Source organism: Serratia sp. CY76391 (assembly GCF_052166695.1).
Lineage (GTDB): Bacteria > Pseudomonadota > Gammaproteobacteria > Enterobacterales > Enterobacteriaceae > Serratia > Serratia nematodiphila.
Genome location: NZ_JBJNOJ010000012.1, coordinates 196,478 through 219,537, shown reverse-complemented (window position 1 = coordinate 219,537; position 23,060 = coordinate 196,478). Strand labels below are relative to the sequence as shown.

The 23,060-nt window shown below is 61.6% G+C and carries 23 protein-coding genes; 14 read left to right on the top strand and 9 right to left on the bottom strand.

Annotated features, from left to right (window positions below; all coding sequences use genetic code 11):
• The first annotated feature begins 21 nt into the window (after positions 1-21).
• The 8 genes from ACJ8PN_RS20745 to ACJ8PN_RS20710 all read left to right on the top strand — a co-directional run bounded on the left by ACJ8PN_RS20745 (position 22) and on the right by ACJ8PN_RS20710 (position 8,163).
• On the top strand, positions 22-921 hold the full coding sequence (locus ACJ8PN_RS20745; protein ID WP_004936493.1) for a Dyp-type peroxidase: 900 nt from the start codon (positions 22-24) through the stop codon (positions 919-921).
• A gap of 200 nt (positions 922-1,121) precedes the next feature.
• The gene (locus ACJ8PN_RS20740) at positions 1,122-2,144 is read left to right on the top strand and encodes a sulfate ABC transporter substrate-binding protein (protein WP_115436372.1); all 1,023 of its coding nucleotides are present in this window, start codon (positions 1,122-1,124) and stop codon (positions 2,142-2,144) included.
• Positions 2,145-2,984 carry a sulfate/thiosulfate ABC transporter permease CysT gene (gene cysT / locus ACJ8PN_RS20735; RefSeq protein ID WP_004936486.1) on the top strand — a complete coding sequence of 280 codons (840 nt, stop codon included), beginning with the start codon at positions 2,145-2,147 and terminating at the stop codon, positions 2,982-2,984.
• Positions 2,984-3,859 (top strand): sulfate/thiosulfate ABC transporter permease CysW, encoded by an 876-nt coding sequence (gene cysW / locus ACJ8PN_RS20730; protein ID WP_015378675.1) that lies wholly within the window; start codon positions 2,984-2,986, stop codon positions 3,857-3,859. The genes cysT and cysW overlap by 1 nt, the downstream gene beginning before the upstream one ends.
• Positions 3,849-4,937, top strand: a complete 1,089-nt coding sequence (gene cysA, locus ACJ8PN_RS20725; protein WP_025303786.1) for a sulfate/thiosulfate ABC transporter ATP-binding protein CysA — start codon at positions 3,849-3,851, stop codon at positions 4,935-4,937. Before cysW ends, cysA begins: the two co-directional genes overlap by 11 nt.
• Positions 4,938-5,019: 82 nt before the next feature.
• A complete protein-coding gene (gene cysM, locus ACJ8PN_RS20720) occupies positions 5,020-5,901 on the top strand; it encodes a cysteine synthase CysM (RefSeq protein WP_004936477.1) in 882 nt (293 codons plus the stop codon).
• A 252-nt stretch (positions 5,902-6,153) separates the two neighbouring features.
• Complete coding sequence (locus tag ACJ8PN_RS20715; RefSeq protein WP_021505622.1) at positions 6,154-6,834, top strand: response regulator transcription factor; 681 nt, start codon at positions 6,154-6,156, stop codon at positions 6,832-6,834.
• Positions 6,835-6,840: 6 nt separating this feature from the next.
• Complete coding sequence (locus ACJ8PN_RS20710) at positions 6,841-8,163, top strand: ATP-binding protein (RefSeq protein ID WP_171454501.1); 1,323 nt, start codon at positions 6,841-6,843, stop codon at positions 8,161-8,163.
• Positions 8,164-8,238: 75 nt separating this feature from the next.
• Here the strand turns inward: ACJ8PN_RS20710 and crr are convergent, their stop codons facing one another.
• From crr to cysZ, 5 genes are all read right to left on the bottom strand, one after another.
• Complete coding sequence (gene crr, locus ACJ8PN_RS20705; protein ID WP_004936467.1) at positions 8,239-8,748, bottom strand: PTS glucose transporter subunit IIA; 510 nt, start codon at positions 8,746-8,748, stop codon at positions 8,239-8,241.
• Positions 8,749-8,797: 49 nt separating this feature from the next.
• A complete protein-coding gene (ptsI, locus tag ACJ8PN_RS20700; RefSeq protein ID WP_004936461.1) occupies positions 8,798-10,525 on the bottom strand; it encodes a phosphoenolpyruvate-protein phosphotransferase PtsI in 1,728 nt (575 codons plus the stop codon).
• Between the two features lie 46 nt (positions 10,526-10,571).
• The gene (gene ptsH, locus ACJ8PN_RS20695; protein ID WP_004936458.1) at positions 10,572-10,829 is read right to left on the bottom strand and encodes a phosphocarrier protein Hpr; all 258 of its coding nucleotides are present in this window, start codon (positions 10,827-10,829) and stop codon (positions 10,572-10,574) included.
• Positions 10,830-11,228: 399 nt separating this feature from the next.
• On the bottom strand, positions 11,229-12,197 hold the full coding sequence (cysK, locus tag ACJ8PN_RS20690) for a cysteine synthase A (RefSeq protein ID WP_004936453.1): 969 nt from the start codon (positions 12,195-12,197) through the stop codon (positions 11,229-11,231).
• A gap of 185 nt (positions 12,198-12,382) precedes the next feature.
• Positions 12,383-13,141 carry a sulfate transporter CysZ gene (gene cysZ, locus ACJ8PN_RS20685; protein ID WP_033632432.1) on the bottom strand — a complete coding sequence of 253 codons (759 nt, stop codon included), beginning with the start codon at positions 13,139-13,141 and terminating at the stop codon, positions 12,383-12,385.
• A 221-nt stretch (positions 13,142-13,362) separates the two neighbouring features.
• On the opposite strand from cysZ, the gene zipA reads away from it, so the two are divergent.
• From zipA to ACJ8PN_RS20670, 3 genes are all read left to right on the top strand, one after another.
• The gene (zipA, locus tag ACJ8PN_RS20680; RefSeq protein ID WP_351109715.1) at positions 13,363-14,388 is read left to right on the top strand and encodes a cell division protein ZipA; all 1,026 of its coding nucleotides are present in this window, start codon (positions 13,363-13,365) and stop codon (positions 14,386-14,388) included.
• A gap of 79 nt (positions 14,389-14,467) precedes the next feature.
• Complete coding sequence (ligA, locus tag ACJ8PN_RS20675) at positions 14,468-16,489, top strand: NAD-dependent DNA ligase LigA (RefSeq protein WP_442535182.1); 2,022 nt, start codon at positions 14,468-14,470, stop codon at positions 16,487-16,489.
• Positions 16,489-16,704 (top strand): DUF3820 family protein, encoded by a 216-nt coding sequence (locus ACJ8PN_RS20670; protein WP_004936441.1) that lies wholly within the window; start codon positions 16,489-16,491, stop codon positions 16,702-16,704. The genes ligA and ACJ8PN_RS20670 overlap by 1 nt, the downstream gene beginning before the upstream one ends.
• A gap of 27 nt (positions 16,705-16,731) precedes the next feature.
• Here ACJ8PN_RS20670 and ACJ8PN_RS20665 read toward each other — a convergent pair whose 3' ends face one another.
• Positions 16,732-17,724: a bile acid:sodium symporter family protein gene (locus tag ACJ8PN_RS20665; protein ID WP_171454499.1), complete on the bottom strand. Its 993-nt coding sequence runs from the start codon at positions 17,722-17,724 to the stop codon at positions 16,732-16,734.
• A gap of 97 nt (positions 17,725-17,821) precedes the next feature.
• On the opposite strand from ACJ8PN_RS20665, the gene ACJ8PN_RS20660 reads away from it, so the two are divergent.
• The gene (locus ACJ8PN_RS20660; protein WP_351109719.1) at positions 17,822-18,742 is read left to right on the top strand and encodes a LysR family transcriptional regulator; all 921 of its coding nucleotides are present in this window, start codon (positions 17,822-17,824) and stop codon (positions 18,740-18,742) included.
• 1 nt (position 18,743) lies between these two features.
• Here ACJ8PN_RS20660 and ACJ8PN_RS20655 read toward each other — a convergent pair whose 3' ends face one another.
• Positions 18,744-19,211 carry a FlxA-like family protein gene (locus ACJ8PN_RS20655; protein ID WP_351109721.1) on the bottom strand — a complete coding sequence of 156 codons (468 nt, stop codon included), beginning with the start codon at positions 19,209-19,211 and terminating at the stop codon, positions 18,744-18,746.
• A 52-nt stretch (positions 19,212-19,263) separates the two neighbouring features.
• Positions 19,264-19,812 (bottom strand): nucleotidyltransferase family protein, encoded by a 549-nt coding sequence (locus ACJ8PN_RS20650; RefSeq protein WP_351109723.1) that lies wholly within the window; start codon positions 19,810-19,812, stop codon positions 19,264-19,266.
• A gap of 159 nt (positions 19,813-19,971) precedes the next feature.
• Here ACJ8PN_RS20650 and ACJ8PN_RS20645 point away from each other — a divergent pair, with 159 nt between their 5' ends.
• Both ACJ8PN_RS20645 and eutC read left to right on the top strand, forming a co-directional pair.
• The gene (locus ACJ8PN_RS20645; protein ID WP_351109725.1) at positions 19,972-21,357 is read left to right on the top strand and encodes an ethanolamine ammonia-lyase subunit EutB; all 1,386 of its coding nucleotides are present in this window, start codon (positions 19,972-19,974) and stop codon (positions 21,355-21,357) included.
• Entirely contained in the window at positions 21,354-22,145 is a 792-nt protein-coding gene (eutC, locus tag ACJ8PN_RS20640) for an ethanolamine ammonia-lyase subunit EutC (RefSeq protein WP_060560010.1), read from the top strand. Before ACJ8PN_RS20645 ends, eutC begins: the two co-directional genes overlap by 4 nt.
• On the opposite strand, the gene ACJ8PN_RS20635 is transcribed toward eutC, so the two are convergent.
• Positions 22,124-23,026, bottom strand: coding sequence for a LysR family transcriptional regulator (locus ACJ8PN_RS20635; RefSeq protein ID WP_351109729.1), 903 nt, complete (start codon positions 23,024-23,026; stop codon positions 22,124-22,126). The two genes, eutC and ACJ8PN_RS20635, sit on opposite strands and share 22 nt — an antisense overlap.
• Between the last annotated feature and the right edge of the window lie 34 nt (positions 23,027-23,060).

The following is a 23,060-nucleotide window of genomic DNA, read 5'->3' as shown; positions in this document are numbered from 1 at the left end:
TTTGGTATTGAGGATAACAACATGACACAGGTTCAGAGCGGCATTCTGCTGGAGCACTGCCGTTTCGCCATTTTTATGGAAGCCAGCGTACAGGGCGAATTCGCCGACTTGCGCCAGGGCTGCAAGCAGTTTTGTCAGACCCTGAGCGAGCTGCAGCAGCAGTTCCCCGATGCGCGCCTCGGCGCGGTGATCGCTTTCGGTTACGACGTTTGGCACGATCTCTCCAGCGGCCAGGGCGCGAAAGAGTTGAAGCCGTTCACGCCGCTCGGCAAAGGGCTGGCGCCGGCCACCCAGCGCGATATGCTGATCCACATCCAGTCGCTGCGCCACGACGTCAACTTCACGCTGGCGCAGGCGGCGCTGGCGGCGTTCGGCAATGTCATCAAGATTGAAGAAGAAACCCACGGCTTCCGCTGGGTGGAAGAGCGCGATCTGAGCGGCTTCATCGACGGCACCGAAAACCCGCAGGGCGACCAGCGCCCGGCAGTGGCGACGATCGCCGAAGGCGAAGAGGACGCCGGCGGCAGCTATGTGCTGGTGCAACGCTACGAGCACAACCTGCGCCAGTGGCAGCGCTTTACCACCGAACAGCAGGAGCAGATCATCGGCCGCACCAAGCACGACAGCGAAGAGCTGCCGGCCGATCAGCGCCCGGATACTTCGCACGTCAGCCGCGTCGATCTGAAAGAGAACGGCAAGGGCCTGAAAATTTTGCGCCAGAGCCTGCCTTACGGCACCGCCAGCGGCAAGCACGGCCTGTTCTTCATCGCCTATTGTGCGCGCTTGCACAATATCGAGCAGCAGCTGCTGAGCATGTTCGGCGATCTGGACGGCAAACGCGACGCGATGTTGCGCTTCAGCCGTGCGGTGACCGGCAGCTACTACTTTGCGCCATCGCTGACGCGCCTGCTGTCACTTTGACGCCGTCGCCGAAGCCGGCGCGTCCGGCTTCGGTCTGTTTTCCCTTCCCAAAACGCCTCGCATTCCCTGCCTTATAGCGTTTGATGCTTGTAAATCACTAAACGGTATATAAAAGCGTTACAGCTCCGCACCGAGTTATAAATACACTGGTCGTCAATAAGGCGAAAGCCTGAAGGAATGACTCAGTGATAAGGTGCAGAATGAAACAAAACCGGGTTAAAAATCTCGTGCTGAAAGGTTGGCTGGCGGCTGCGCTGTTGGCGAGCGGCGCCGCGTCGGCGGCGGAATTGCTGAACAGCTCTTATGACGTTTCCCGTGAATTGTTCGTCGCGCTGAATCCCGGCTTTGAACAGCAGTGGAATCAACAGCATCCGAACGACAAGCTGACCATCAAACAATCGCACGCCGGCTCGTCGAAGCAGGCGCTGGCGATCCTGCAGGGCCTGCGCGCCGACGTGGTGACCTACAACCAGGTCACCGACGTGCAGATCCTGCACGATCGCGGGCAGCTGATCCCGGCAGACTGGCAGGCGCGCCTGCCGAACAACAGCTCGCCGTTCTATTCCACCATGGCGTTTCTGGTGCGCAAGGACAACCCGAAGGGCATCCACACCTGGAACGATCTGGTGCGTGACGACGTGAAGCTGGTGTTCCCGAACCCGAAAACCTCCGGCAACGGCCGTTACACCTATCTGGCCGCCTGGGGCGCCGCCAGCCAGGCCGACGGCAACGATGCGGCCAAGACCCGCGCCTTCATGACCCGTTTCCTGAAAAACGTGCTGGTGTTCGATACCGGCGGCCGCGGCGCGACCACCACCTTCGTCGAGCGCGGTTTGGGCGACGTGCTGATCAGCTTCGAGTCCGAAGTGAACAACATCCGCAAGCAATACGGTGAAGACAAGTACGAAGTGATCGTGCCGCCGGTCGATATTCTGGCGGAGTTCCCGGTGGCCTGGGTCGACAAAAACGTAGCGCGCAACGGCACCGAGCAGGCGGCCAAAGCCTATCTGAACTACCTCTACAGCCCGGCGGCGCAGCAGGTGATCACCAGTTTCTACTACCGCGTGTATGACCAGAAAGCGATGGCGGCGGCCAAGGGGCAATTCCCGGACACCCAACTGTTCCGCGTGGAAGATCAATTCGGCGGCTGGCCGCAGGTGATGAAAACCCACTTCGCCACCGGCGGCGAGCTGGATCAGCTGTTAGCGGCAGGGCGCAAGTAAATGTTGGCGTTGTCGTCCAGTAAGCGGGTGTTGCCCGGATTTGGCCTCAGCCTCGGCAGCAGCCTGTTTTATACCTGTTTGATCCTGCTGCTGCCGCTCAGTGCGCTGGTGATGCAGCTGGCGCAGATGAGCCTGGCGCAGTACTGGGAAGTGATTTCCAACCCGCAGGTGGTGGCGGCGTACAAAGTGACGCTGCTGGCCGCCGGCGTCGCCAGCCTGTTCAACGCGGTGTTCGGCATGCTGATGGCCTGGATCCTGACGCGCTACCGTTTTCCCGGCCGTTCGCTGCTGGACGGCCTGATCGATCTGCCGTTCGCGCTGCCGACGGCGGTGGCCGGCCTGACGCTGGCCGGTCTGTTTTCCACCACGGGCTGGTACGGTCAGTGGCTGGCGCACTTTGACATTAAGGTCACCTTCACCTGGCTTGGGATCGCGGTGGCGATGGCGTTCACCAGCCTGCCGTTTGTGGTGCGCACCGTGCAGCCGGTTTTGGAAGAGCTGGGGCCGGAATACGAAGAGGCGGCCGAGACTCTGGGCGCCACGCGCTGGCAGAGCTTTCGCCGCGTGGTGTTGCCTGAGGTGGCGCCGGCGCTGCTGGCCGGCACCGCCATTTCCTTTACCCGCAGCCTGGGCGAGTTCGGCGCGGTGATTTTCATCGCCGGCAACATCGCCTGGAAGACGGAAGTGACCTCGCTGATGATTTTTGTGCGTTTGCAGGAGTTCGATTACCCGGCGGCCAGCGCCATCGCCTCGGTGATCCTGGCGGCGTCGCTGCTGCTGCTGTTCAGCATTAACGTCTTGCAAAGCCGCTTCGGCAGACGTTTGGGAGGAGGGCACTGATGGCTGATGTTTCCGCCTTCAACGGCGCCGAGCGCCCGCGCGTCAACTGGGGCAAGTGGACGTTGATCGCCATCGGCACGCTGTTTTCGGTGCTGCTGCTGGTGGTGCCGATGATGTCGATTTTCGCCGAGGCCTTCTCCAAAGGGGTTGGCGCGATGTGGAGCAACTTGCTCGATCCGGACATGCTGCACGCCATCTGGCTGACGGTCTTGATCGCGCTGATCACCGTGCCGTTCAACCTGGTGTTCGGCACGTTGCTGGCGTGGCTGGTGACGCGTTTCACCTTCCCCGGCCGCCAGTTGCTGCTGACGCTGATCGATATCCCGTTCGCCGTCTCACCGGTGGTGGCGGGGCTGATTTATCTGTTGTTTTACGGCAGCAACGGCCTGCTGGGCGGCTGGCTGGATGCGCATAACATCCAGATCATGTTCTCCTGGCCGGGCATGGTGCTGGTGACCATCTTCGTCACCTGTCCTTTCGTGGTGCGCGAGCTGGTGCCGATGATGCTCAGCCAGGGCAGCCAGGAAGACGAGGCCGCCATTCTGCTGGGGGCGTCCGGTTGGCAGATGTTCCGCCGCGTGACGCTGCCCAACATTCGCTGGGCGCTGCTGTACGGCGTGGTGCTGACCAACGCGCGCGCCATCGGCGAGTTCGGCGCGGTGTCGGTGGTGTCCGGTTCGATTCGCGGCGAAACCTACAGCCTGCCGCTGCAGGTCGAGCTGTTGCAGCAGGATTACAACACCGTCGGGGCCTTTACCGCCGCCGCCCTGTTGACCCTGATGGCGATCGTTACCCTATTTTTGAAGAGCGCGCTGCAGTGGCGTCTGGAACGTCAAAACGCGCGTCTCGAGCGGGAGGAAAATCATGAGCATTGAGATTAACGGCATCAACAAGTACTTCGGTCGCACCAAGGTATTGAACGATATCTCGCTCGATATTGCTTCCGGCGAGATGGTGGCGCTGCTCGGGCCATCCGGCTCCGGCAAGACCACGCTGCTGCGCATCATCGCCGGGCTGGAAAGCCAGAGCGGCGGCAAGCTGGGCTTCCACGGCACCGACGTCAGCCACATGCACGCGCGCGACAGGCGCGTGGGCTTCGTGTTTCAGCACTATGCGCTGTTCCGCCACATGACGGTGTTCGATAACATCGCCTTCGGCCTGACCGTGCTGCCGCGCCGCGAGCGGCCGAACGCCGCGGCGATCAAACAGAAAGTCACTCAGTTGCTGGACATGGTGCAGCTTGGCCATTTAGCCAATCGCTACCCGTCGCAGCTGTCCGGCGGACAGAAACAGCGCGTAGCGCTGGCGCGCGCCCTGGCGGTGGAACCGCAGATTCTGCTGCTGGATGAACCGTTCGGCGCGCTGGATGCGCAGGTGCGCAAAGAGCTGCGTCGATGGCTGCGCCAGCTGCATGAAGAGCTGAAGTTCACCAGCGTGTTCGTCACCCACGATCAGGAAGAGGCGATGGAAGTGGCCGACCGCATCGTGGTGATGAGCCAGGGCAATATCGAGCAGGTTGGCTCGCCGGAGGAGATTATGCGCGAGCCGGCCAGCCGCTTCGTGCTGGAGTTTATGGGGGAAGTGAACCGTCTGAACGGCGAAATTCGCGGCTCCCAGCTGTTCGTCGGCGCGCACCAGTGGCCGCTGTCGTTCCAGCCGATGCATCAGGGCAGCGTCGATCTGTTCCTGCGCCCGTGGGAAATGGAAGTGGCGACCGAGAGCAGCGAGCGCTGCCCACTGCCGGTTCAGGTGTTGGAAGTCAGCCCGCGCGGCCATTTCTGGCAGCTGACGGTGCAGCCGATTGGCTGGCACCAGGAACCGATAAGCATAGTGCTGCCGGAAGGTAACGCCACGCCGGTGCGCGGCGGCCGTTATTACGTCGGCAGCCTCAATGCGCGGCTGTATGCCGGCGATCAACTGCTGCAACCTGTTGCGTTAGCCAAAAGCGCCTGATAGGTTTTAGCCAGTCCTTTTCTTTAAGGCAACCCCGGGGTTGCCTTTTTACTTTACGCACACCAACACACAGGCAAAGATCGTGACAACGCTCGAACAATGCATCGGGAATACCCCGCTGGTACAACTGCAACGGCTGGCCGCCCAGGCGGGCAGCGAGGTATGGGTCAAACTGGAAGGCAATAACCCGGCGGGATCGGTGAAGGATCGCGCCGCGTTGGCGATGATCCAGCAGGCGGAGCTGCGCGGTGAGATCAAGCCCGGCGACGTGCTGATCGAGGCTACCAGCGGCAACACCGGCATTGCACTGGCGATGATTGCTGCATTGAAAGGCTATGCGCTGAAGCTACTGATGCCGGAGAACATGAGCCTGGAGCGGCAGGCGGCGATGCGCGCCTACGGTGCGGAACTGATCCTGGTCAGCCGTGAGCAGGGGATGGAAGGGGCGCGCGATCTGGCGCTGGAGATGCAGCGCCAGGGACAGGGCAAGGTGCTGGATCAGTTTAACAATTTCGACAATCCCTATGCCCACTTCACCACCACCGGCCCGGAGATCTGGCGCCAGACCGAAGGGCGCATCACGCACTTCGTTTCCAGCATGGGCACCACCGGCACCATTACCGGCGTGGGCGGTTACCTGAAGAGCCAGAATCCGCAGGTGCAGATCATTGGCCTGCAGCCGGCGGAAGGCAGCAGCATCCCCGGCATTCGCCGTTGGGCGCCCGCTTACCTGCCGGGTATTTTCCGCCCGGAGCTGGTGGATCAGGTGTTGGATATCGAGCAGCGCGATGCCGAGCAGACCATGCGCCAGCTGGCGCAGCGTGAAGGCATTTTCTGCGGCGTCAGCTCCGGCGGTGCGGTGGCCGGCGCCCTGCGCGTCGCGGCGGCTAATCCCGGCAGCGTGGTGGTGGCGATCGTCTGCGATCGCGGCGACCGTTACCTCTCCACCGGCGTGTTCGACTGACCGTTCCTTCCCGGCGGTATGTTCCGTCGGGAGAATCTTTCCCCCTTTCCTTCCGACAGACGGCAGCCTCGCTTGCGTGGTAGCTGCCGCTTGCTCGTGCGCCAATGCCATGACTGAAGTAGAGAAATCGCGCGACAGCGGCCACACTAACGGTGGCGAGACGCCAAGAGCGATGTGTAAGGATTGAGTAAAACCGGCTGCGGGCCGGCGGAATTGGCGGGAAAATAACGAAAATCGGTGAAGGAGCAAGGCATGAAAATTTTACTGGTCGACGATGACCTGGAGCTTGGCACCATGCTGAGCGAATACCTGACGGGCGAAGGCTTCGACGCCACGCTGGTGCTGACCGGCAAGGCGGGGGTAGAGGGCGCGCTGTCGGGCGACTATACCGCGATGATCCTCGACATCATGCTGCCGGACATGAGCGGCATCGACGTGCTGCGCGACGTGCGTAAAAAGAGCCGGCTGCCGATCATCATGCTGACCGCCAAAGGCGACAACATCGATCGGGTGATTGGCCTGGAGATGGGCGCCGACGATTACATGCCCAAACCGTGCTACCCGCGCGAATTGGTGGCGCGTCTGCGCGCGGTGCTGCGCCGTTTCGAAGAGCGGCCGCAAGAGGCGGAGGATGAGGCAGCCATCAGCTTCGGCGAGCTGACGTTGAACCCTTCAACCCGCAGCAGCGAATGGCGCGGTAAGGCGTTTGATCTGACCGCTTCGGAATTCAATCTGTTGGAGCTGTTGCTGCGCGCGCCGGATCGCGTGGTATCGAAGGACGAACTGTCCGAGAAGGGGCTGGGGCGCCCGCGCGAGGCCTATGATCGCAGCGTGGACGTGCATATCAGCAATATCCGCCAGAAGCTGAGCGCGTTGGCCGGCAGTAAGCTCAGCATCGAGACGGTGCGCAGCATCGGCTATCGCATCCGGTAACCTGACATGCGCGGAAGATTGTTCTGGAAAATTTTGCTCGGCTTTTGGCTGACCTTTCTCATCATGACGCAGGCCCTGTGGGTGGCGTTTTCTCTTTATGGCGATCGCTATGTGCCGCCGGAGAACGCCATGGCGCGGCGGGCGATCGGCCTGCAGCTGACCTCCGCCGCCACCCAATTGCGCAGCGGCGGCATGCCGGCGCTGGAAGCGCTGATGCGCGACTGGCCCGAGGATGACAGGCGTCTGCTGTCCGTTACGCCGATGACCCAACCGCCGCCTGAGCCGGAAGAACCGGTGTTTGAAGGGCGACGGATGACGAAAGCGATTTCCGCTTGGGTGCAGACCGGAGAAGGGCAGGGTTACTGGCTGAGTTATAACGTGCGCGGGCTGCGGGAAGAGTATCGGCCGGAGCGGCGTTCCCACTTCTTCAACATTCCTGCGCCGATGTTGTGGGTCGGCGGGCTGGGCGGTTTGCTGTTCAGCGCCGTGCTGGCCTGGAACCTGACCCGGCCGATGCGCCAGCTGCGCGGCGGCCTGGATCGGGTGGCGCAGGGCGATCTGTCGGTGCGGCTGTACCCGAATATGCGGCGGCGTCATGACGAGCTGTCTGACGTGGCGCGCGATTTCGATACCATGGCCGAGCGGCTGGAGCTGCTGGTCAGCGCCCGCGAGCAGTTGCTGCACGACGTCTCGCACGAGCTGCGTTCACCGTTGGCGCGCCTGCAGTTGGCCATCGGTCTGGCGCGGCAGAATGCCGGCAACGTAGAAACCTCGCTCAAGCGCATCGAACATGAGTCGGGGCGGTTGGACAAAATGATCGGCGAACTGCTGGCGCTGTCGCGTACCGAACACAGCAGCTTGCCGGACGAAGAGTATTTCGATCTGTATGGTCTGGTGGACGCGGTGGTGAGCGATGCGCGCTACGAGGCGCAGGTGCCCGGCGTGGATATCGTGCTGCAGGCCGAATCGGACGTGGAGTACACCGTCAAGGGCAATGCGGAGCTGATGCGGCGTGCGGTGGATAACGTCGTGCGTAATGCGCTGCGCTTCTCCAGTCACGGCCAGCGGGTGACGGTGGCGCTGTCGCGCGTCGAGAATCAGTTTCAGATCGCCGTCAGCGATCAGGGGCCGGGCGTCGAGGAGTCGAAGCTGTCGAGCATCTTCGATCCGTTCGTGCGCGTGAAGTCGGCGCTGTCGGGCAAGGGTTACGGCCTGGGGCTGGCGATTACCCGCAAGGTAGTGCTGGCGCACGGCGGCCAGGTTGAGGCGCGTAACGGCGACAAAGAGGGGCTGATCATCACTCTGCGCGTGCCGCGCTGGTCGTCATGACGCAGCGAGATGGGGATACCCCGAAGGGATAAAAAAAACGGCGCCGAGGGCGCCGTTTATCTTGCTCATTCGCGATTACTTCTTGATGCGGATGATCGGGGTTTCGCCAACGGTCACGCTGCCCGACAGTTTGATCAGCTCTTTGATCTCGTCCATGTTGGAGATAACGACCGGCGTCAGGGTAGACTTGGCTTTTTCTTCCAGCAGTGGCAGGTTGAACTCGATAACGACGTCGCCTTTCTTGACGCGCTGGCCTTCTTCGGCGATGCGTTTGAAGCCTTCGCCTTTCAGTTCTACGGTATCGATGCCGAAGTGGACGAACAGCTCAATGCCGCTGTCGGATTCGATAGAGAATGCATGGTTGGTTTCGAAAATCTTGCCGATGGTGCCGTCAACCGGAGCAACCATTTTGTTGCCGGCCGGTTTGATGGCGATACCGTCGCCAACGATTTTTTCAGCGAACACTACGTCCGGCACATCTTCGATATTGACGATTTCGCCAGAAAGGGGAGCGACGATCTCGATAGTGCCCGTGTCTTTCTTGTCATCAGAAACCAGAGATTTCAGTTTATCGAACAAACCCATGATCTTCTCCTAAGCATTAAATTGGGCGGCGTTCCAGTGTCGTGGAAGTTTAGCAGAGCGTTTTTTCTTCGATGAATTTATTGACGCAATTCATCAGGTCTTGTGCCGTTGGCTGTGCCAAGGCCTGCGCTGCCAACGCCTTCACATCTTCGAAATTCGTGTTACGAATAATTTTCTTGATGCGCGGGATTGAAATCGCACTCATGCTGAACTCATCCAGCCCCATGCCCAATAACAACAGTGTAGCACGCTCATCGCCAGCCAGTTCGCCGCACATGCCGGTCCACTTGCCTTCCGCGTGAGATGCATCAATAACCTGTTTGATCAGGCCAAGCACTGATGGGGACATCGGGTTATAGAGATGAGAAATCAGCTCGTTGCCGCGATCTACCGCCAGAGTATACTGGGTTAGATCGTTTGTCCCAATACTAAAGAAGTCGACTTCTTTCGCCAGGTGGTGAGCGATGACCGCCGCAGCCGGTGTTTCCACCATCACGCCCACTTCGATGCTCTCGTCAAACGCCTTGCCTTCTTCGCGCAGCTGCGCCTTCAGCGTCTCGATTTCGCCTTTCAGATCGCGCACTTCTTCCACGGAGATGATCATCGGGAACATGATGCGCAGTTTGCCGAACGCCGAGGCGCGCAGGATAGCGCGCAGCTGGGCGTGCAGGATTTCACGGCGGTCCATCGCAATGCGGATGGCGCGCCAGCCAAGGAACGGGTTCTCTTCCTTCGGCAGGTTCATGTACGGCAGGTCTTTGTCGCCGCCGATGTCCATGGTGCGGACGATCACCGCCTGCGAGCCCATGGCTTCCGCCACGGCTTTATAAGCCTGGAACTGCTCGTCTTCGGTCGGCAGCGAGTCGCGGTCCATGAACAGGAACTCGGTACGATACAGGCCGACGCCTTCCGCGCCGTTGCGCTCTGCACCCGCGACGTCGCGCACGGTGCCGATGTTGGCGCAGACTTCAACCTGATGGCCGTCCAGCGTAATCGCCGGCAGGTCCTTCAGCTTGGCCAGATCGTTTTTCTCGGTGATGTATTGGTTCTGGGCGGCTTTCAGCTGATCGATAACGTCAGCGGTCGGGTTAACGTAAATCTGGTTGTTAACCGCGTCCAGAATCAGGTAGTCGTCGTTTTTCACCTGCTTGGTCACGTCGCTGGTGCCGACGATCGCCGGCAGCTCCAGGGAGCGCGCCATGATGGAGGTGTGGGAGGTGCGGCCGCCGAGATCGGTGATGAAGCCCAGCACTTTGTCCAGGTTCAGCTGCGCGGTCTCGGACGGGGTCAGATCGGTGGCCACCAGGATCACTTCGTCCTGAATGGAGCCCAGATCGACGATAGGCATGCCCAGAATGTTCTGCAGCAGGCGCTTGCCGATGTCGCGCACGTCGGCGGCGCGTTCTTTCAGGTATTCGTCGTCCAGCTCTTCCAGCGCTTTCGCCTGACCTTCGATCACGGTGTAGGCGGCGGCGTCTGCGGAGGCCAGATCGTCTTTGATTAGGGCTATGATTTCCTGCTCAAGCTCTTCGTCTTCCAGCAACATGATGTGGCCTTCGAAGATAGCTTCCTTCTCTTCGCCGAAGGTTTCGCCAGCTTTGGTCTTGATCGCTTCCAGCTGTTCGGACGCTTTCGCGCGGCCGGCCAGAAAACGCGAGACTTCCTGCTCTACTTGATCAGCAGAGATTTTCTTCCGGTTGATGACGATGTCGTCTTCTTTCAGCAAGAGAGCCTTACCAAAAGCGATGCCCGGTGATACTAAAATGCCTGAAATCATAACCCTACCTTACTCTTGACTGGTGTTAACTAAAAAGACGGGCCGATTACTCAAGCTCTGCCATCAGTTTTACCAAGTGCTCAACGGCTTTCTGCTCGTCTTCACCTTCAGCGGAGATGGTCACTACGGTCCCTTGAGTCAGCCCCAGAGTTTGCAGTTTGAACAGGCTTTTAGCGCTGGCGCTTTTGCCGTTGGAGGTCACGGTGATGTCAGACGTGAAGCCTTTGGCTTCTTTAACGAACTGAGCGGCAGGGCGAGTATGCAGACCATTCGGAGCGGTAATAGTAACTTCTTGCTGGAACATTGATGTTTCCCCAACTTATTGGATTAATGTTGTGGAGTTAAAGTTTAGCCCAGGGGGCTGACTTTAACTTGTCTGGTTATAGCGCCTGACTATGGACAGGGGCGAACGTTGATGCAACAGAAAACGACGCGTTAGGCACTTCAGATCAAAAAACTCGGCTTTAGACGTCGTTCCAATCCGCTCCCCATTATGCCCGATTCGCCGCGTCGGCGACAGATGAGTAAATCGATTCAGCCTCGACCGGGCTCGGAGAGTGATTAATTTTGCGCATCGAAATAATGCACCGTTAAATACTAAAGGCGACGGGCAAAAGCAATCTTGGACTGCTATAAAGTTTGATCCAGTCCACAAAAAAGCACCCCACAGGGTGCTTTTTTAGCGATTTGTGCAGTGGCGGAATTACTGCTGCAATTCCTGCTCGGTGAACAGATCGGCGAACAGCGCGGTGCTGAGATAACGTTCGCCGGAAGAGGGCAGGATGACCACGATAGTCTTGTCGGCGAACGCCGGTTCTTCGGCCAGTTTCACCGCCGCCGCGACCGCTGCGCCGGAGGAGATGCCCGCCAGGATGCCTTCTTCGTCCATCAGGCGGCGCGCCATGCTGATGGCTTCGTCGTTGGAGACTTTCTCGACGCGATCCACCAGATCCAGATCGAGGTTGCCCGGAATGAAGCCGGCGCCGATGCCCTGGATCTTGTGCGGGCCCGGCTTCAGTTCTTCACCGGCCAGCGCCTGGCTGATGACCGGCGAGTCGGTCGGCTCTACCGCCACGGTGGTGATGGCTTTGCCTTTGGTGTTCTTGATGTAGCGGCTGACGCCGGTCAGCGTGCCGCCGGTGCCGACGCCGGAGATGAACACGTCGACTTCCCCGTCGGTGTCTTCCCAGATTTCCGGGCCGGTGGTTTTTTCATGGATGGCCGGGTTGGCCGGGTTGCTGAACTGTTGCAGGATCAAGTAACGGTTCGGATCGGTAGCGACGATCTCTTCCGCCTTGGCGATGGCGCCTTTCATGCCTTTCGCCCCTTCGGTCAGCACCAGGTTGGCGCCCAGCGCTTTGAGCAGCTTGCGGCGCTCGATGCTCATGGTTTCCGGCATGGTCAGCGTCAGCTTGTAACCGCGCGCGGCGGCCACGAAGGCCAGCGCGATGCCGGTGTTGCCGCTGGTCGGCTCCACCAGTTCTTTACCGGCGGTCAGCACGCCGCGTTGTTCCGCATCCCAAATCATATTGGCACCGATGCGGCATTTGACGCTGAAGCTCGGGTTGCGTGATTCAACCTTGGCCAGAATGCGTCCGTTGCCGATACGGTTCAGACGAACCAGCGGCGTATGGCCGATTGTTAATGAGTTGTCTTCATATATCTTGCTCATAGCCCGTCCTTTAACTCTATGAAAATGTGGGGAACATCGAAAGCATACGCTAACAGTACCGGCAGGGAAGTAAAGAATTGGTATATCTATATGTTATTAGGAAATAAGTTTTAAGCACAATGATAAGGGCGCGAAATGCGCGCCCTGTCGAAAATTTCCGCGCTGTCGGCGGCAAAAAACGGCGGTTATCGGACGAATTGCGAGCGGTAGCGATCGACCCACATCGCGGTGGCGCCGCAGACGGCGACCGGCAGGATCACCAGATTGAGGATCGGGATCATGGTGAACAGGCTGACCAGCGCGCCGAACTGCAGGTTGTCGGTTTTGTGCTGGCGCAGTGCGCGGCGCATGTCGGCAAAGCTCACCTTGTGGTTGTCGAACGGATAGTCGCAATACTGGATCGCCAGCATCCAGGCGCTGAACAGGAACCACAGCACCGGCGCCACCGTCTGGCCGATACCGGGCACGAAGTACAGCGCCAGCAGCAGCAGCGCGCGTGGCAGGTAATACATCAGCTTGCGCCATTCGCGCGCCATGATGCGCGGCAGATCTTTGGCGATGCCAAGCAGGCCGGTATCCGGCAGCGGTTTGCCGGTCAGGCTGCCTTCGAGCTGTTCGGCCAGCAGGCCGCAGAACGGCGCGGCAATAAGATTGGTGATGGTGCTGAACAGATAGCTGAACACCAGCAGCACCGAAATGACCGCCAGCGGCCACAGCAGGTAGCTCAACCATTGCAGCCAGTCGGGAACGTGGCTCATCATCGCCGGGATCCAGTCGCCGAGGCGGCTGAACAGCCACCAGAAAGCGGAGCCCATCAGCAGCACGTTGACCAGCAACGGCAGGACCACATAGCGTTTAATCCCCGGGCGTGAAATCAGGCGCCAGCCTTCGGCGAAATAGTGAATGCCGCTGGTCGATCGGGGAGAGGGCTGCGTATAGGACATATCTTAAGTTATCTCGTTGTCTGAACAGGCATCATTATCATATAGGGATGATTTTCCACTGGCTAGGGTAGGGTTGGCTGAAAAACCAGCAGAAAAAGGCAGTATAATCATCTTTATTGGCATAAAGTTCAGCACGGACTTGCACTTGTGTGCGCGGGCAAATAGAGTTAAAGAGTGAATGTTTGCCGCGGTGGCAATGTATTGGAACAACAGAGATAGCAATGATGCAGGATTTGCGTCTGATATTAATCGTTGTTGGCGCGATCGCCATAATAGCGCTGTTATTGCACGGTCTGTGGACCAGTCGCAAAGAACGGTCAGCGCTCTTCCGCGATCGCCCAGCCAAACGTTCCCAAAAGGAACGTGAACAAACTCCGATCGACGATCTCGAAGAAGGCGTCGGTGAGGTGCGCGTACGCGCCGCTCACCCGCAAGACGAGCCGTCATTCGGCCATTTCGATGCCGCACGCGAAGAACCTGTGGCCGCGCCGAAGCCCGCTCCGGCGGCTGCGCCTGCGCCCCGCGCCGTTCAGCCGGCCGCTCATCAGACGACGCCTCCGCTGTCTCAGCGGCCGGAGTACGATGACATCCTGCTGAACAACTACGCGCCGGACGAAGAACCGGCCGAACCGCAGCAACCGCAACCGGCCGCGCGCCGTGAGCCGCGCGTCGACGATCTGCCGCATGAACATGAGGCGCCGCAGGGGGCTGAACCGGCATTCCACGCCGAACCGGCCCCTGTGCAGCCCGCGCCGGAAGTGAAGCCGGCGCAGGAGCCTGCGCCACAGCCACAACAGCCGGCGGCTGCGCCAATTCAGGCCAAGCTGAAAGAGACCGTGCTGGTGCTGCACGTCGCGGCCCATCAGGGCGGCGTAATCGGCGGCGAAGTGCTGCTGCAGAGCGTGTTGCAGGCGGGCTTCCAGTTTGGCGAGATGGGCATCTTCCACCGCCATATCAGCCCGGCCGGCAGCGGCCCGGTGCTGTTCAGCCTGGCGAACATGGTCAAGCCGGGGTCGTTCGATCCTGACATGATGTCCGACTTCTCCACGCCGGGCGTGTCGATGTTCATGATGGTGCCGTCTTACGGCGACGCCAATCAGAACTTCAAGCTGATGTTGCAGTCGGCACAGCGCATCGCCGACGACGTGGGCGGCGTGGTGCTGGACGACGAGCGTCGCATGATGACGCCGCAGAAGCTGGAAACCTACAAAGCGCGTATCCGTGAAGTGTTGGAAAACAACGCCTGACCGGGTTGCCGCGCGCACTGAACATCCGTAACAACAAAGCCCCCGCTAGCCGGGGGTTTTTTATCTTTGATGGTGAGCCATGGAATCGATAATCCAACAAATCAATCAACTACGAGCCACACTGCGCCATCATGAATACCAGTATCATGTGCTGGATGCGCCGGAAGTGCCGGATGCGGAATATGACCGCCTGATGCGCGAGCTGCGCGAGCTGGAGAGCGAGCATCCGGAGCTGATCACCGCCGATTCGCCGACCCAGCGCGTGGGCGCGGCGCCGCTGGCGGCGTTCGACCAGGTGCGCCACGAAGTGCCGATGCTGTCGCTGGACAACGTGTTTGACGAAGAGAGCTTCCTGGCGTTTTACAAGCGCGTGCAGGACAGGCTCAAGAGCAGCGATCCGCTGACCTTTTGCTGCGAGCTGAAGCTGGATGGCCTGGCGGTCAGCCTGCTGTACGAAGACGGCGAGCTGGTGCGCGCGGCGACGCGCGGCGACGGCACCACCGGCGAGAACATCACTACCAACGTGCGCACCATTCGCGCCATCCCGCTGCGCCTGACCGGCGACAACATCCCGCGCCGGCTGGAAGTGCGTGGCGAAGTGTTCATGCCGCAGGCCGGTTTCGAACAGATGAACGAAGAAGCCCGGCGCAAAGACGGCAAGGTATTCGCCAACCCGCGCAACGCCGCCGCCGGCTCGCTGCGCCAGCTCGATCCGCGCATTACCGCTAAACGCCCGCTGACCTTCTTCTGCTATGGCGTTGGCCTGCTGGAAGGCGGCGAGCTGCCGCGCAGCCACTTTGAGCGCCTGATGCAGTTCAAGGCCTGGGGCCTGCCGGTCAGCGATCGCGCCCAGCGCCGCACCGGCAGCGAGGAAGTGCTGGCGTTCTATCGCCAGGTCGAGCAGGACCGCGCACAGCTCGGTTTCGATATCGACGGCGTGGTGATCAAGATTGACGATATCGATCTGCAGGAAACGCTGGGCTTCGTGGCGCGTGCGCCGCGCTGGGCGACGGCGTTCAAATTCCCGGCGCAGGAGCAGATCACCGTGGTGCGCGAAGTGGAGTTTCAGGTTGGCCGCACCGGTGCGATTACGCCGGTGGCGCGCCTTGAGCCGGTGCTGGTGGCCGGGGTGACCGTCAGCAACGCGACCTTGCACAACGCTGATGAAATTGAACGCCTGGGGCTGCGCATCGGCGATACGGTGATCGTGCGCCGCGCCGGCGACGTGATCCCGCAGGTGGTGGGGGTGCTGGAAGACCGTCGGCCGCAGGATGCGCGCGAAGTGGTGTTCCCGCTACACTGTCCGGTGTGCGGCTCCGACGTTGAGCGCGTGGAAGGCGAGGCCGTGGCGCGCTGCACCGGCGGGTTGATCTGCGGCGCGCAGCGCAAAGAGGCGTTGAAGCACTTCGTTTCCCGTCGCGCGCTGGACGTCGAGGGCATGGGCGACAAGATCATCGAGCAGCTGGTGGACAAGGAGTACGTGAAGAACCCGGCCGATCTGTTCCGCCTGTCCGCCGGCATTCTGACCGGTCTGGATCGCATGGGGCCGAAATCGGCGCAGAATCTGGTCAACGCGTTGGAAAAATCCAAGCAGACCACCTTCGCCCGTTTCCTGTATGCGCTCGGCATTCGCGAGGTCGGTGAGGCGACCGCCGCCAACCTGGCGGCGCATTTCGGTTCGCTGGAGAAGCTGTTCGCCGCCGATATCGAGGCGTTGAAAGAAGTGCCGGACGTCGGTGAAGTGGTGGCCAAACACACCCGCAACTTCCTCGATGAAGCGCTCAATCAGCAGGTGATCAACGAGCTGGTGGGCGCCGAGATCGGCATTCATTGGCCGGCGCCGGTGGTGGTGGTGGCGGAAGAGATCGACAGCCCGTTCGCCGGCAAAACTGTGGTGCTGACCGGCTCGCTGAGCCAGCTTTCGCGCGACGAGGCCAAAGATCGCCTGACGGCGCTGGGCGCCAAGGTCAGCGGCAGCGTGTCGAAGAAAACCGATCTGGTGATCGCCGGCGAGGCGGCCGGCTCCAAACTGGCGAAGGCGCAGGAGCTGGGTATCGCCGTGATCGACGAAGCGGAAATGATCCGCCTGCTGGGTGACTGATGGAAAAGGAAAACCTGCTGGAGATCGCCAATACCGTGATGCCGTTCGGCAAGTACCAGGGGCGGGTGCTGATCGACCTGCCCGAAGAGTACCTGCTGTGGTTCGCCCGTAAGGGCGAATTCCCCAAAGGCAAGCTCGGCATGCTGATGGAGATGACGCTGGCGATTAAAATCGAAGGGCTTGATCACCTGGTCAAGCCGCTGAAGAAAAGCTGATCTGACGGGCCTCGGCCCGTCTTTTTTTTACCCGCGCGACGTCTGTGCGTTGGGCACCGCCTGTTGCGCCCGTTGCTTGCGCTGGTATCTTTTGGCCAGCACTGCGCAGGTCATCAACTGCACCTGATGAAACACCATCAGCGGCAGCACCATGATCCCCACCGTTGCCGTCGGGAACAGGATATTGGCCATCGGAATGCCGTTCGCCAGGCTCTTCTTCGAGCCGCAAAACACGATGGTGATCTCGTCCGCCTTGCTGAACCCCAGCCAGCGCGCCATGTAGGTATTCACCACCAGCACGATCGCCAGCAGCACGATGCTGCCGCCGACGATAAACGCCAGCGAACCAAGCCCTACCTGATGCCAGATGCCGTGCGTCACCGCTTCGCTGAAGGCGGCGTACACCACCAGCAAAATCGAGGTCTGGTCGGTTTTGCCGATCAGCGGGCGATGGCGCTCGATCCAGCCGCCGATCAGCGGCCGCAGCAGGTGGCCGGCGACGAACGGCACCAGCAGCTGCAGCACGATCGAGCCCACCTGCCGCAGGCTGCCGGTATCGCCGTGCACATTCATCAGTAGGCCGACCAACAGCGGCGACACGAAGATCCCCAGCAGGCTGGAGGCGGAGGCGCTGCACACCGCCGCCGCCACGTTGCCGCCCGCCAGCGAGGTGAAGGCGATGGCCGACTGCACGGTGGCGGGCAGGATGCACAGGTAGATGAAACCGGCGTACAGCTCGGGGCTGACGTCGATCGGCGCCCACCAGGCGAACAGCATACCCAGCGCCGGAAAAATGATGAAGGTGCTGAACATCACCCACAGATGCAGCCGCCAGTTGTTGCTGCCGGCCAGGATGGCCTCGCGCGACAGCTTGGCGCCGTGCATGAAGAACAGCAGGGCGATGGCGGCGATGGTCAGGGCGTTGAGCCAGCCGACGAACTCGCCGCGTGCCGGCAGGAACGACGCCAGCAGTACGGTGGCGATCAGCGTCAGGGTAAAACGATCGGGCAGAAATCTCATGGCGGTGCGCTCAGGGTAGAAAATCGATGGGGCTATTCTCCCGCGCGGGGATATAATAATTAAATTGATTTATTTAATTCATATATGAATAAAACACATGAATTACTCACTCAAACAGCTGCGGGTGTTTGTCGCCATCGCTCGCCACGGCAGTTTCAGCCGCGCCGGTGAGGCGATTGGTCTGACGCAATCGGCGGTCAGCCACAGCGTGAAAGAGCTGGAAGCGGAGGTCGGCGTGCGCCTGCTGGATCGCACCACGCGTGAAGTGGTGTTGACCGATGCCGGCCTGCGGCTGGCCAACCGGGTCGAACGGTTGCTGGACGAGCTGCAGACCACTCTGCTGGATGTGCGCAGCTTTGGCGTACAGCGCAGCGGCACGGTGCGGGTGGCGACGAGCCAGACCATTTCCGCCCATCTGATGCCGCAGTGCATCGCCGCCGGCGAGCGCGAATACCCGGAGATCCGCATCATGCTGCGCGATCAGGCGCAGCAGCAGGTGCTGCACAGCGTGCGCAACGCGGAGGTGGATTTCGGCATCGTGGTTGATCCGGTGCAGGCGGTGGATCTGGAGTGCGAAGCGGTGCTGCATGAACCGTTTCTGCTGCTGTGCCGCGACGATCATCCGTTCGCGGCGCAGCAGGCGGTGCATTGGTCGGCGCTGAACGGTTGCCGCCTGGTGTTGCAGGACTATGCGTCGGGCAGCCGACCGCTGATCGACAGTGCGCTGAGACAGCAGGGCGTGGAGGCGCAGGTAGTGCAGGAAATCGGCCATCCGGCCACGCTGTTCCCGATGGTGGCGGAGGGGATCGGTATCAGCATTTTCCCGGCGTTGGCGCTGCCGTTGCCGGAAGGGGGGCGGCTCCGGGTGCGTCGGCTGGAGCCGGAGATCAACCGCGCGTTGATGCTGGTGCGGCGCAAGAACCGCTCGCTGACGCCGGCGGCGGAGGCCATCTGGCAGGTGGCGCGTCAGCAGGCGGCGCTGCTGCACCAGCGCCGGCAGGAAAACGCGGCATATTGACTCAGATATAGACGTCCACCGCGTTGAGCGGCGTCGGGCGGTTTACGCCGTCGCCGGCTTGCGCCGCGGCTTTTTCCATTTGCTCCTGCTGCTGCTTTTCCATTTCTTCTTTCTGGATACGTGCGATCTCAGCTTGCAACATCTTGATCTGCGCTTCGATCAGCTGTTTCTGCTTTTCGATTTCCTTAGGATCGGCGTCGGAGTCCTTTAGATCCACCAACTTTTGCTGCAGCGACTGAATCTGCCGGTTCAGCGCCTTGATGCGGGCCGAGGCGCGGCTTTCGTTGAGGTTGACCGGTTCGTCATTGCCGTTGGCGCGTTCGTTTTTCTCCATCTTGCCGCCTTGCGGCTGGTTGTTGACCGGTTTGGCCATCAGCAGTTCGCCCTGATGGCCCGGCGCGCTAAACACGTTGCTGACGCCGGGAACGGTATTTTTGATCGGTACGATCATGGTGATGGTGGTCGACATGAATGCTCTCCCTGAGTCTGGATCTCGCTGTTCAGGGTATCGGCAGCGGCGGCTAAATCTTTACCTGCCGCAGGCGCGGCCAACGCTGCAGCCAGCCTTTGTCGAGCACGCGCTGGGCATAGGCCGCGCGATCGCCGTTTTTCGCGTTGAAGGTAATGGTGTCGTCGAACAGCGCCGCGAGCCCGAAGGGGGCCACCAGCGTGATGCTGTCGTCGGCGTTCAGGCGCGCGCCGATCGCCGTTTCCACTTCGGTCCAGAAGCTGATGGCCTCTTCGCTGTCGCGATAAGGCGCCCGGCCGCCGCGCAGGTGCATGCGCGCCTGGTTCTTGACCGACCAAGGTCGCGGCAGCCACTGTTGCAGCCGCGCCTCCAGCATGCGATCGCGCTCAGCGTCCGCACGCTCCGCATCGAAGTGGATCACGTCGATATCGTTGAGCGGCGTGGGCTCCGTATAGCCATGGCGCCGATCCCACACCAGATTGCGCACAAAGCCGGCGCCGAGGCACCAGTCATTCAGGCCGAGCCGGCGCACGGTGCGCAGGGCTGCCATGCGTGCGTTATCTTGTTGCAGCCAGTCGATAATTTGCCGTTGCGGATCCATCACCCCTCCTGTTTTCGCGGCTACTGTAACCCGAAGCGACAACGGGTGAAATGGGGGAAAGCGTGATGGCGGCGATCGCGTGCAAAATAATTTTCTTTTCCCACTGACTACACTTGGTGCAGGGCTTTTATCTCGTCACGCAGGGCAAGGGAGGGGGCTATGTTTCAGGCAACGGTGGGCCAACGCGGCTATCGCTTTGGCGATCTGCGCCAGCTGATGGCGAAAGCATCGCCGGCGCGTTCCGGCGATTATCTGGCGGAGGTGGCGGCGGAGAGCGCCGAAGAGCGCATGGCGGCGCGCATCGCGCTGGCGGATGTGCCGCTCAAGGCGTTCCTGCAGCAGGTGCTGGTGCCGTACGAACAGGACGAGGTGACGCGCCTGATTATCGACAGCCACGACGCCGCCGCCTTTGAGCCCATCTCGCACCTCACGGTCGGCGATTTTCGCGACTGGCTGCTGAGCGAGCAGGCGGACAGCGCCATGCTGGCGCAGGTGGCCGCCGGCATTACGCCGGAGATGGCGGCGGCGGTAAGCAAGATCATGCGCAATCAGGATCTGATCCTGGTGGCGAAGAAATGCCGGGTGGTGACGCGCTTTCGCAATACCATCGGTCTGCCGGGCCACCTCAGCGTGCGGCTGCAGCCCAATCACCCGACCGACAGCCTGCAGGGCATCGCCGCCAGCATGCTGGACGGTCTGTTGTACGGCAGCGGCGACGCGGTGGTCGGCATCAATCCGGCCAGCGACAGCCTGCCGCTGCTGGAAAAGCTCAACTACATGCTGGACGACGTGATCCAGCGCTTCGCCATACCCACCCAATCCTGCGTGCTGACCCACGTGACCAACACGCTGCGGCTGATAGAGCGCGGCGCGCCGGTGGATCTGGTGTTTCAGTCGATCGCCGGCACCGAGGCAGCCAACCGCGGTTTCGGCATCAGCCTGGCGCTGCTGGCGGAGGCGCAGCAGGCGGCGCTGAGCCTCAGGCGCGGCACGCTGGGCGATAACGTGATGTATTTCGAAACCGGGCAGGGCAGTTGCCTGTCGGCCAACGCGCATCACGGCGTCGATCAGCAGACCTGCGAGGCGCGCGCCTATGCGGTGGCGCGCCATTTCTCGCCGCTGCTGATCAACACCGTGGTGGGGTTTATCGGCCCCGAATACCTGTATGACGGCAAACAAATTATCCGCGCCGGGCTGGAGGATCATTTCTGCGGCAAGCTGCTCGGCCTGCCGCTGGGCTGCGACGTCTGCTACACCAACCATGCCGAAGCCGATCAGGACGACATGGACACGCTGCTGACGCTGTTGGCCGCCGCCGGGTTGACGTTCCTGATCGGCGTGCCGGGCGCGGACGACATCATGCTCAATTACCAAAGCACTTCGTTCCACGACGCGCTCTATATCCGTGAACTGCTGGGGCTGAAGCACGCGCCGGAGTTCGCCGCCTGGCTGGCGGCGATGAACATCACCGATGAACGCGGACGGCTGCGCGACGCCGCCGCCAATCACCCGCTATTGCTGGCGCTGCAGGGAGAACGGACATGAGCAAACCGGTTCACGTCAACAGTTGGGACTCGCTGCGCGCCTTTACCGACGCGCGCATCGCGTTGGGGCGCACCGGCGCCAGCCTGCCGACCGACGAGCTGCTGCGCTTCGGCCTGGCCCATGCCCAGGCACGCGACGCGGTGCATCAGCCTTTCGACAGCGAGCGGTTGGCGGCGGATTTGCATCAGGCCGGTTGGCCCTCGCTGGCGGTGCACAGCCAGGCCGCCGACCGCGCCGCCTATCTGCGCCGTCCGGATCTGGGGCGGCGATTGGCGTCGGACAGCCGCAGCCTGCTGCTCGGCTCACCATCGCGCCGAGTCGATCTGCTGCTGGCGGTGGCGGACGGCCTCTCTTCCAAAGCGGTGCACCGCCAGGCGCTGCCGCTGCTGCAGGCGCTTCGGCCCTATCTCGATACGCTGGGGCTGAGCGTCTCACCGGTGGTGTTGGCGCATCAGGCGCGGGTGGCGCTGGGGGATGAGATTGGCGAATGCCTGCAGGCCCGGGCGGTGGCGGTGCTGATCGGCGAACGGCCGGGGCTGTCGTCGCCGGACAGCCTGGGCATTTATTTGACCTGGGAGCCGAATGCGCGCAGAACGGACGCCGAGCGTAACTGCATCTCCAACGTGCGGCCGGAGGGGCTGGATTACCCGCAGGCGGCGTTCCGTCTGGCCTGGCTGCTGGAGCAGGCGTTCCAGCGGCGGCTGAGCGGCATCGAGCTGAAGGACGAGAGCGACAATCCGGCGCTGCACAACCGGGTGACACCGCTTTACCCCCAGCTGGGCGGCTGACCGAGGGTTTGCTGCAGCAGGGCAGTGAAGGCCGCCAGCCGGGCGGACACCTTCGCCATCGGGCGTAGCAGATAGATGCCTTGCTGCTCATGGCGCGGATCTTCGAGCATCTGAACCAGTCGCCCATTCTGCACGTCCGGCCCCACCACCCAGTTGGGCAGGAAGGCAATGCCGAGGCCGAGCAGCGCCGCCTGGCGCTGCGCGGTGAAGTCGTCGCAGCGCAGCGCCATGGTGCAGCGGCTCATCAGCGCCGCGTCGAGGATCTGCGCCCAGCAGGCCGGCTGCTGTTTGTGGTAGCGGGCGATTAGCCGATGCTGCGGCAACGCTTCCAGATCGCTCGGCAGGCCATAGCGGGCGACGTAGGCGGGGCTGGCGCACATCACCCAGCGTTGGGTGGCGATGCGGCTGGCGTACAGCGCGCTGTCCTTCTGCTCGCCGATGCGGAGGGCGGCATCCAGCCGTTCCTGCGTCGGATCGGTCTGGCGTTCGGTCAGATCGAGATCGATAGACAGCTGCGGATAGCGTTCCGCCAGCGTCGGCAGCAGCGGCAGCACATAGGTTTTGCCGAAGGTCGGCAGGCAGCTGATGCGCAGCGTGCCCTGCGGCGTTTCGTTCAGCGCGTTCAGCTCGGCGTGAATGCCGGTAATGTCCGTCATCAGCGCGGCGGCGCGCGTCAGCAGCAGCTCGCCGGCGTCGGTCAGCAGCAGCCCACGGGTGGAGCGGACGAACAGCGTGGCGCCGAGCGCGCTTTCCAGGGCGTCGATATGGCGCACCAGCGAGGAGGGCACCATGCCCAGCCGGCGAGCGGCGGCGGAAAAGCTGCCCAGGCGGGCCACGTCGAGAAAGATCGGCAGATGTTCAACATAACGGGCGTCATTCATTTTTGCATTATATGCAAAAGCGTTTCTTATGAAT

Coding starts and splice junctions, on each gene's coding strand:
- ACJ8PN_RS20745 (WP_004936493.1), top strand. CDS start 22: ATGACACAGGTTCAGAGCGGCATTCTGCTGGAGCACTGCCGTTTCGCC.
- eutC (WP_060560010.1), top strand. CDS start 21,354: ATGAGCAAACCGGTTCACGTCAACAGTTGGGACTCGCTGCGCGCCTTT.
- crr (WP_004936467.1), bottom strand. CDS start 8,748: ATGGGTTTGTTCGATAAACTGAAATCTCTGGTTTCTGATGACAAGAAA.
- cysT (WP_004936486.1), top strand. CDS start 2,145: ATGTTGGCGTTGTCGTCCAGTAAGCGGGTGTTGCCCGGATTTGGCCTC.
- ACJ8PN_RS20665 (WP_171454499.1), bottom strand. CDS start 17,724: ATGAGATTTCTGCCCGATCGTTTTACCCTGACGCTGATCGCCACCGTA.
- cysK (WP_004936453.1), bottom strand. CDS start 12,197: ATGAGCAAGATATATGAAGACAACTCATTAACAATCGGCCATACGCCG.
- cysA (WP_025303786.1), top strand. CDS start 3,849: ATGAGCATTGAGATTAACGGCATCAACAAGTACTTCGGTCGCACCAAG.
- ACJ8PN_RS20655 (WP_351109721.1), bottom strand. CDS start 19,211: ATGTCGACCACCATCACCATGATCGTACCGATCAAAAATACCGTTCCC.
- zipA (WP_351109715.1), top strand. CDS start 13,363: ATGATGCAGGATTTGCGTCTGATATTAATCGTTGTTGGCGCGATCGCC.
- ACJ8PN_RS20660 (WP_351109719.1), top strand. CDS start 17,822: ATGAATTACTCACTCAAACAGCTGCGGGTGTTTGTCGCCATCGCTCGC.
- cysW (WP_015378675.1), top strand. CDS start 2,984: ATGGCTGATGTTTCCGCCTTCAACGGCGCCGAGCGCCCGCGCGTCAAC.
- ACJ8PN_RS20635 (WP_351109729.1), bottom strand. CDS start 23,026: ATGAATGACGCCCGTTATGTTGAACATCTGCCGATCTTTCTCGACGTG.
- cysZ (WP_033632432.1), bottom strand. CDS start 13,141: ATGTCCTATACGCAGCCCTCTCCCCGATCGACCAGCGGCATTCACTAT.
- ACJ8PN_RS20715 (WP_021505622.1), top strand. CDS start 6,154: ATGAAAATTTTACTGGTCGACGATGACCTGGAGCTTGGCACCATGCTG.
- ptsI (WP_004936461.1), bottom strand. CDS start 10,525: ATGATTTCAGGCATTTTAGTATCACCGGGCATCGCTTTTGGTAAGGCT.
- ACJ8PN_RS20645 (WP_351109725.1), top strand. CDS start 19,972: ATGTTTCAGGCAACGGTGGGCCAACGCGGCTATCGCTTTGGCGATCTG.
- ligA (WP_442535182.1), top strand. CDS start 14,468: ATGGAATCGATAATCCAACAAATCAATCAACTACGAGCCACACTGCGC.
- ACJ8PN_RS20650 (WP_351109723.1), bottom strand. CDS start 19,812: ATGGATCCGCAACGGCAAATTATCGACTGGCTGCAACAAGATAACGCA.
- ACJ8PN_RS20670 (WP_004936441.1), top strand. CDS start 16,489: ATGGAAAAGGAAAACCTGCTGGAGATCGCCAATACCGTGATGCCGTTC.
- ACJ8PN_RS20710 (WP_171454501.1), top strand. CDS start 6,841: ATGCGCGGAAGATTGTTCTGGAAAATTTTGCTCGGCTTTTGGCTGACC.
- ACJ8PN_RS20740 (WP_115436372.1), top strand. CDS start 1,122: ATGAAACAAAACCGGGTTAAAAATCTCGTGCTGAAAGGTTGGCTGGCG.
- ptsH (WP_004936458.1), bottom strand. CDS start 10,829: ATGTTCCAGCAAGAAGTTACTATTACCGCTCCGAATGGTCTGCATACT.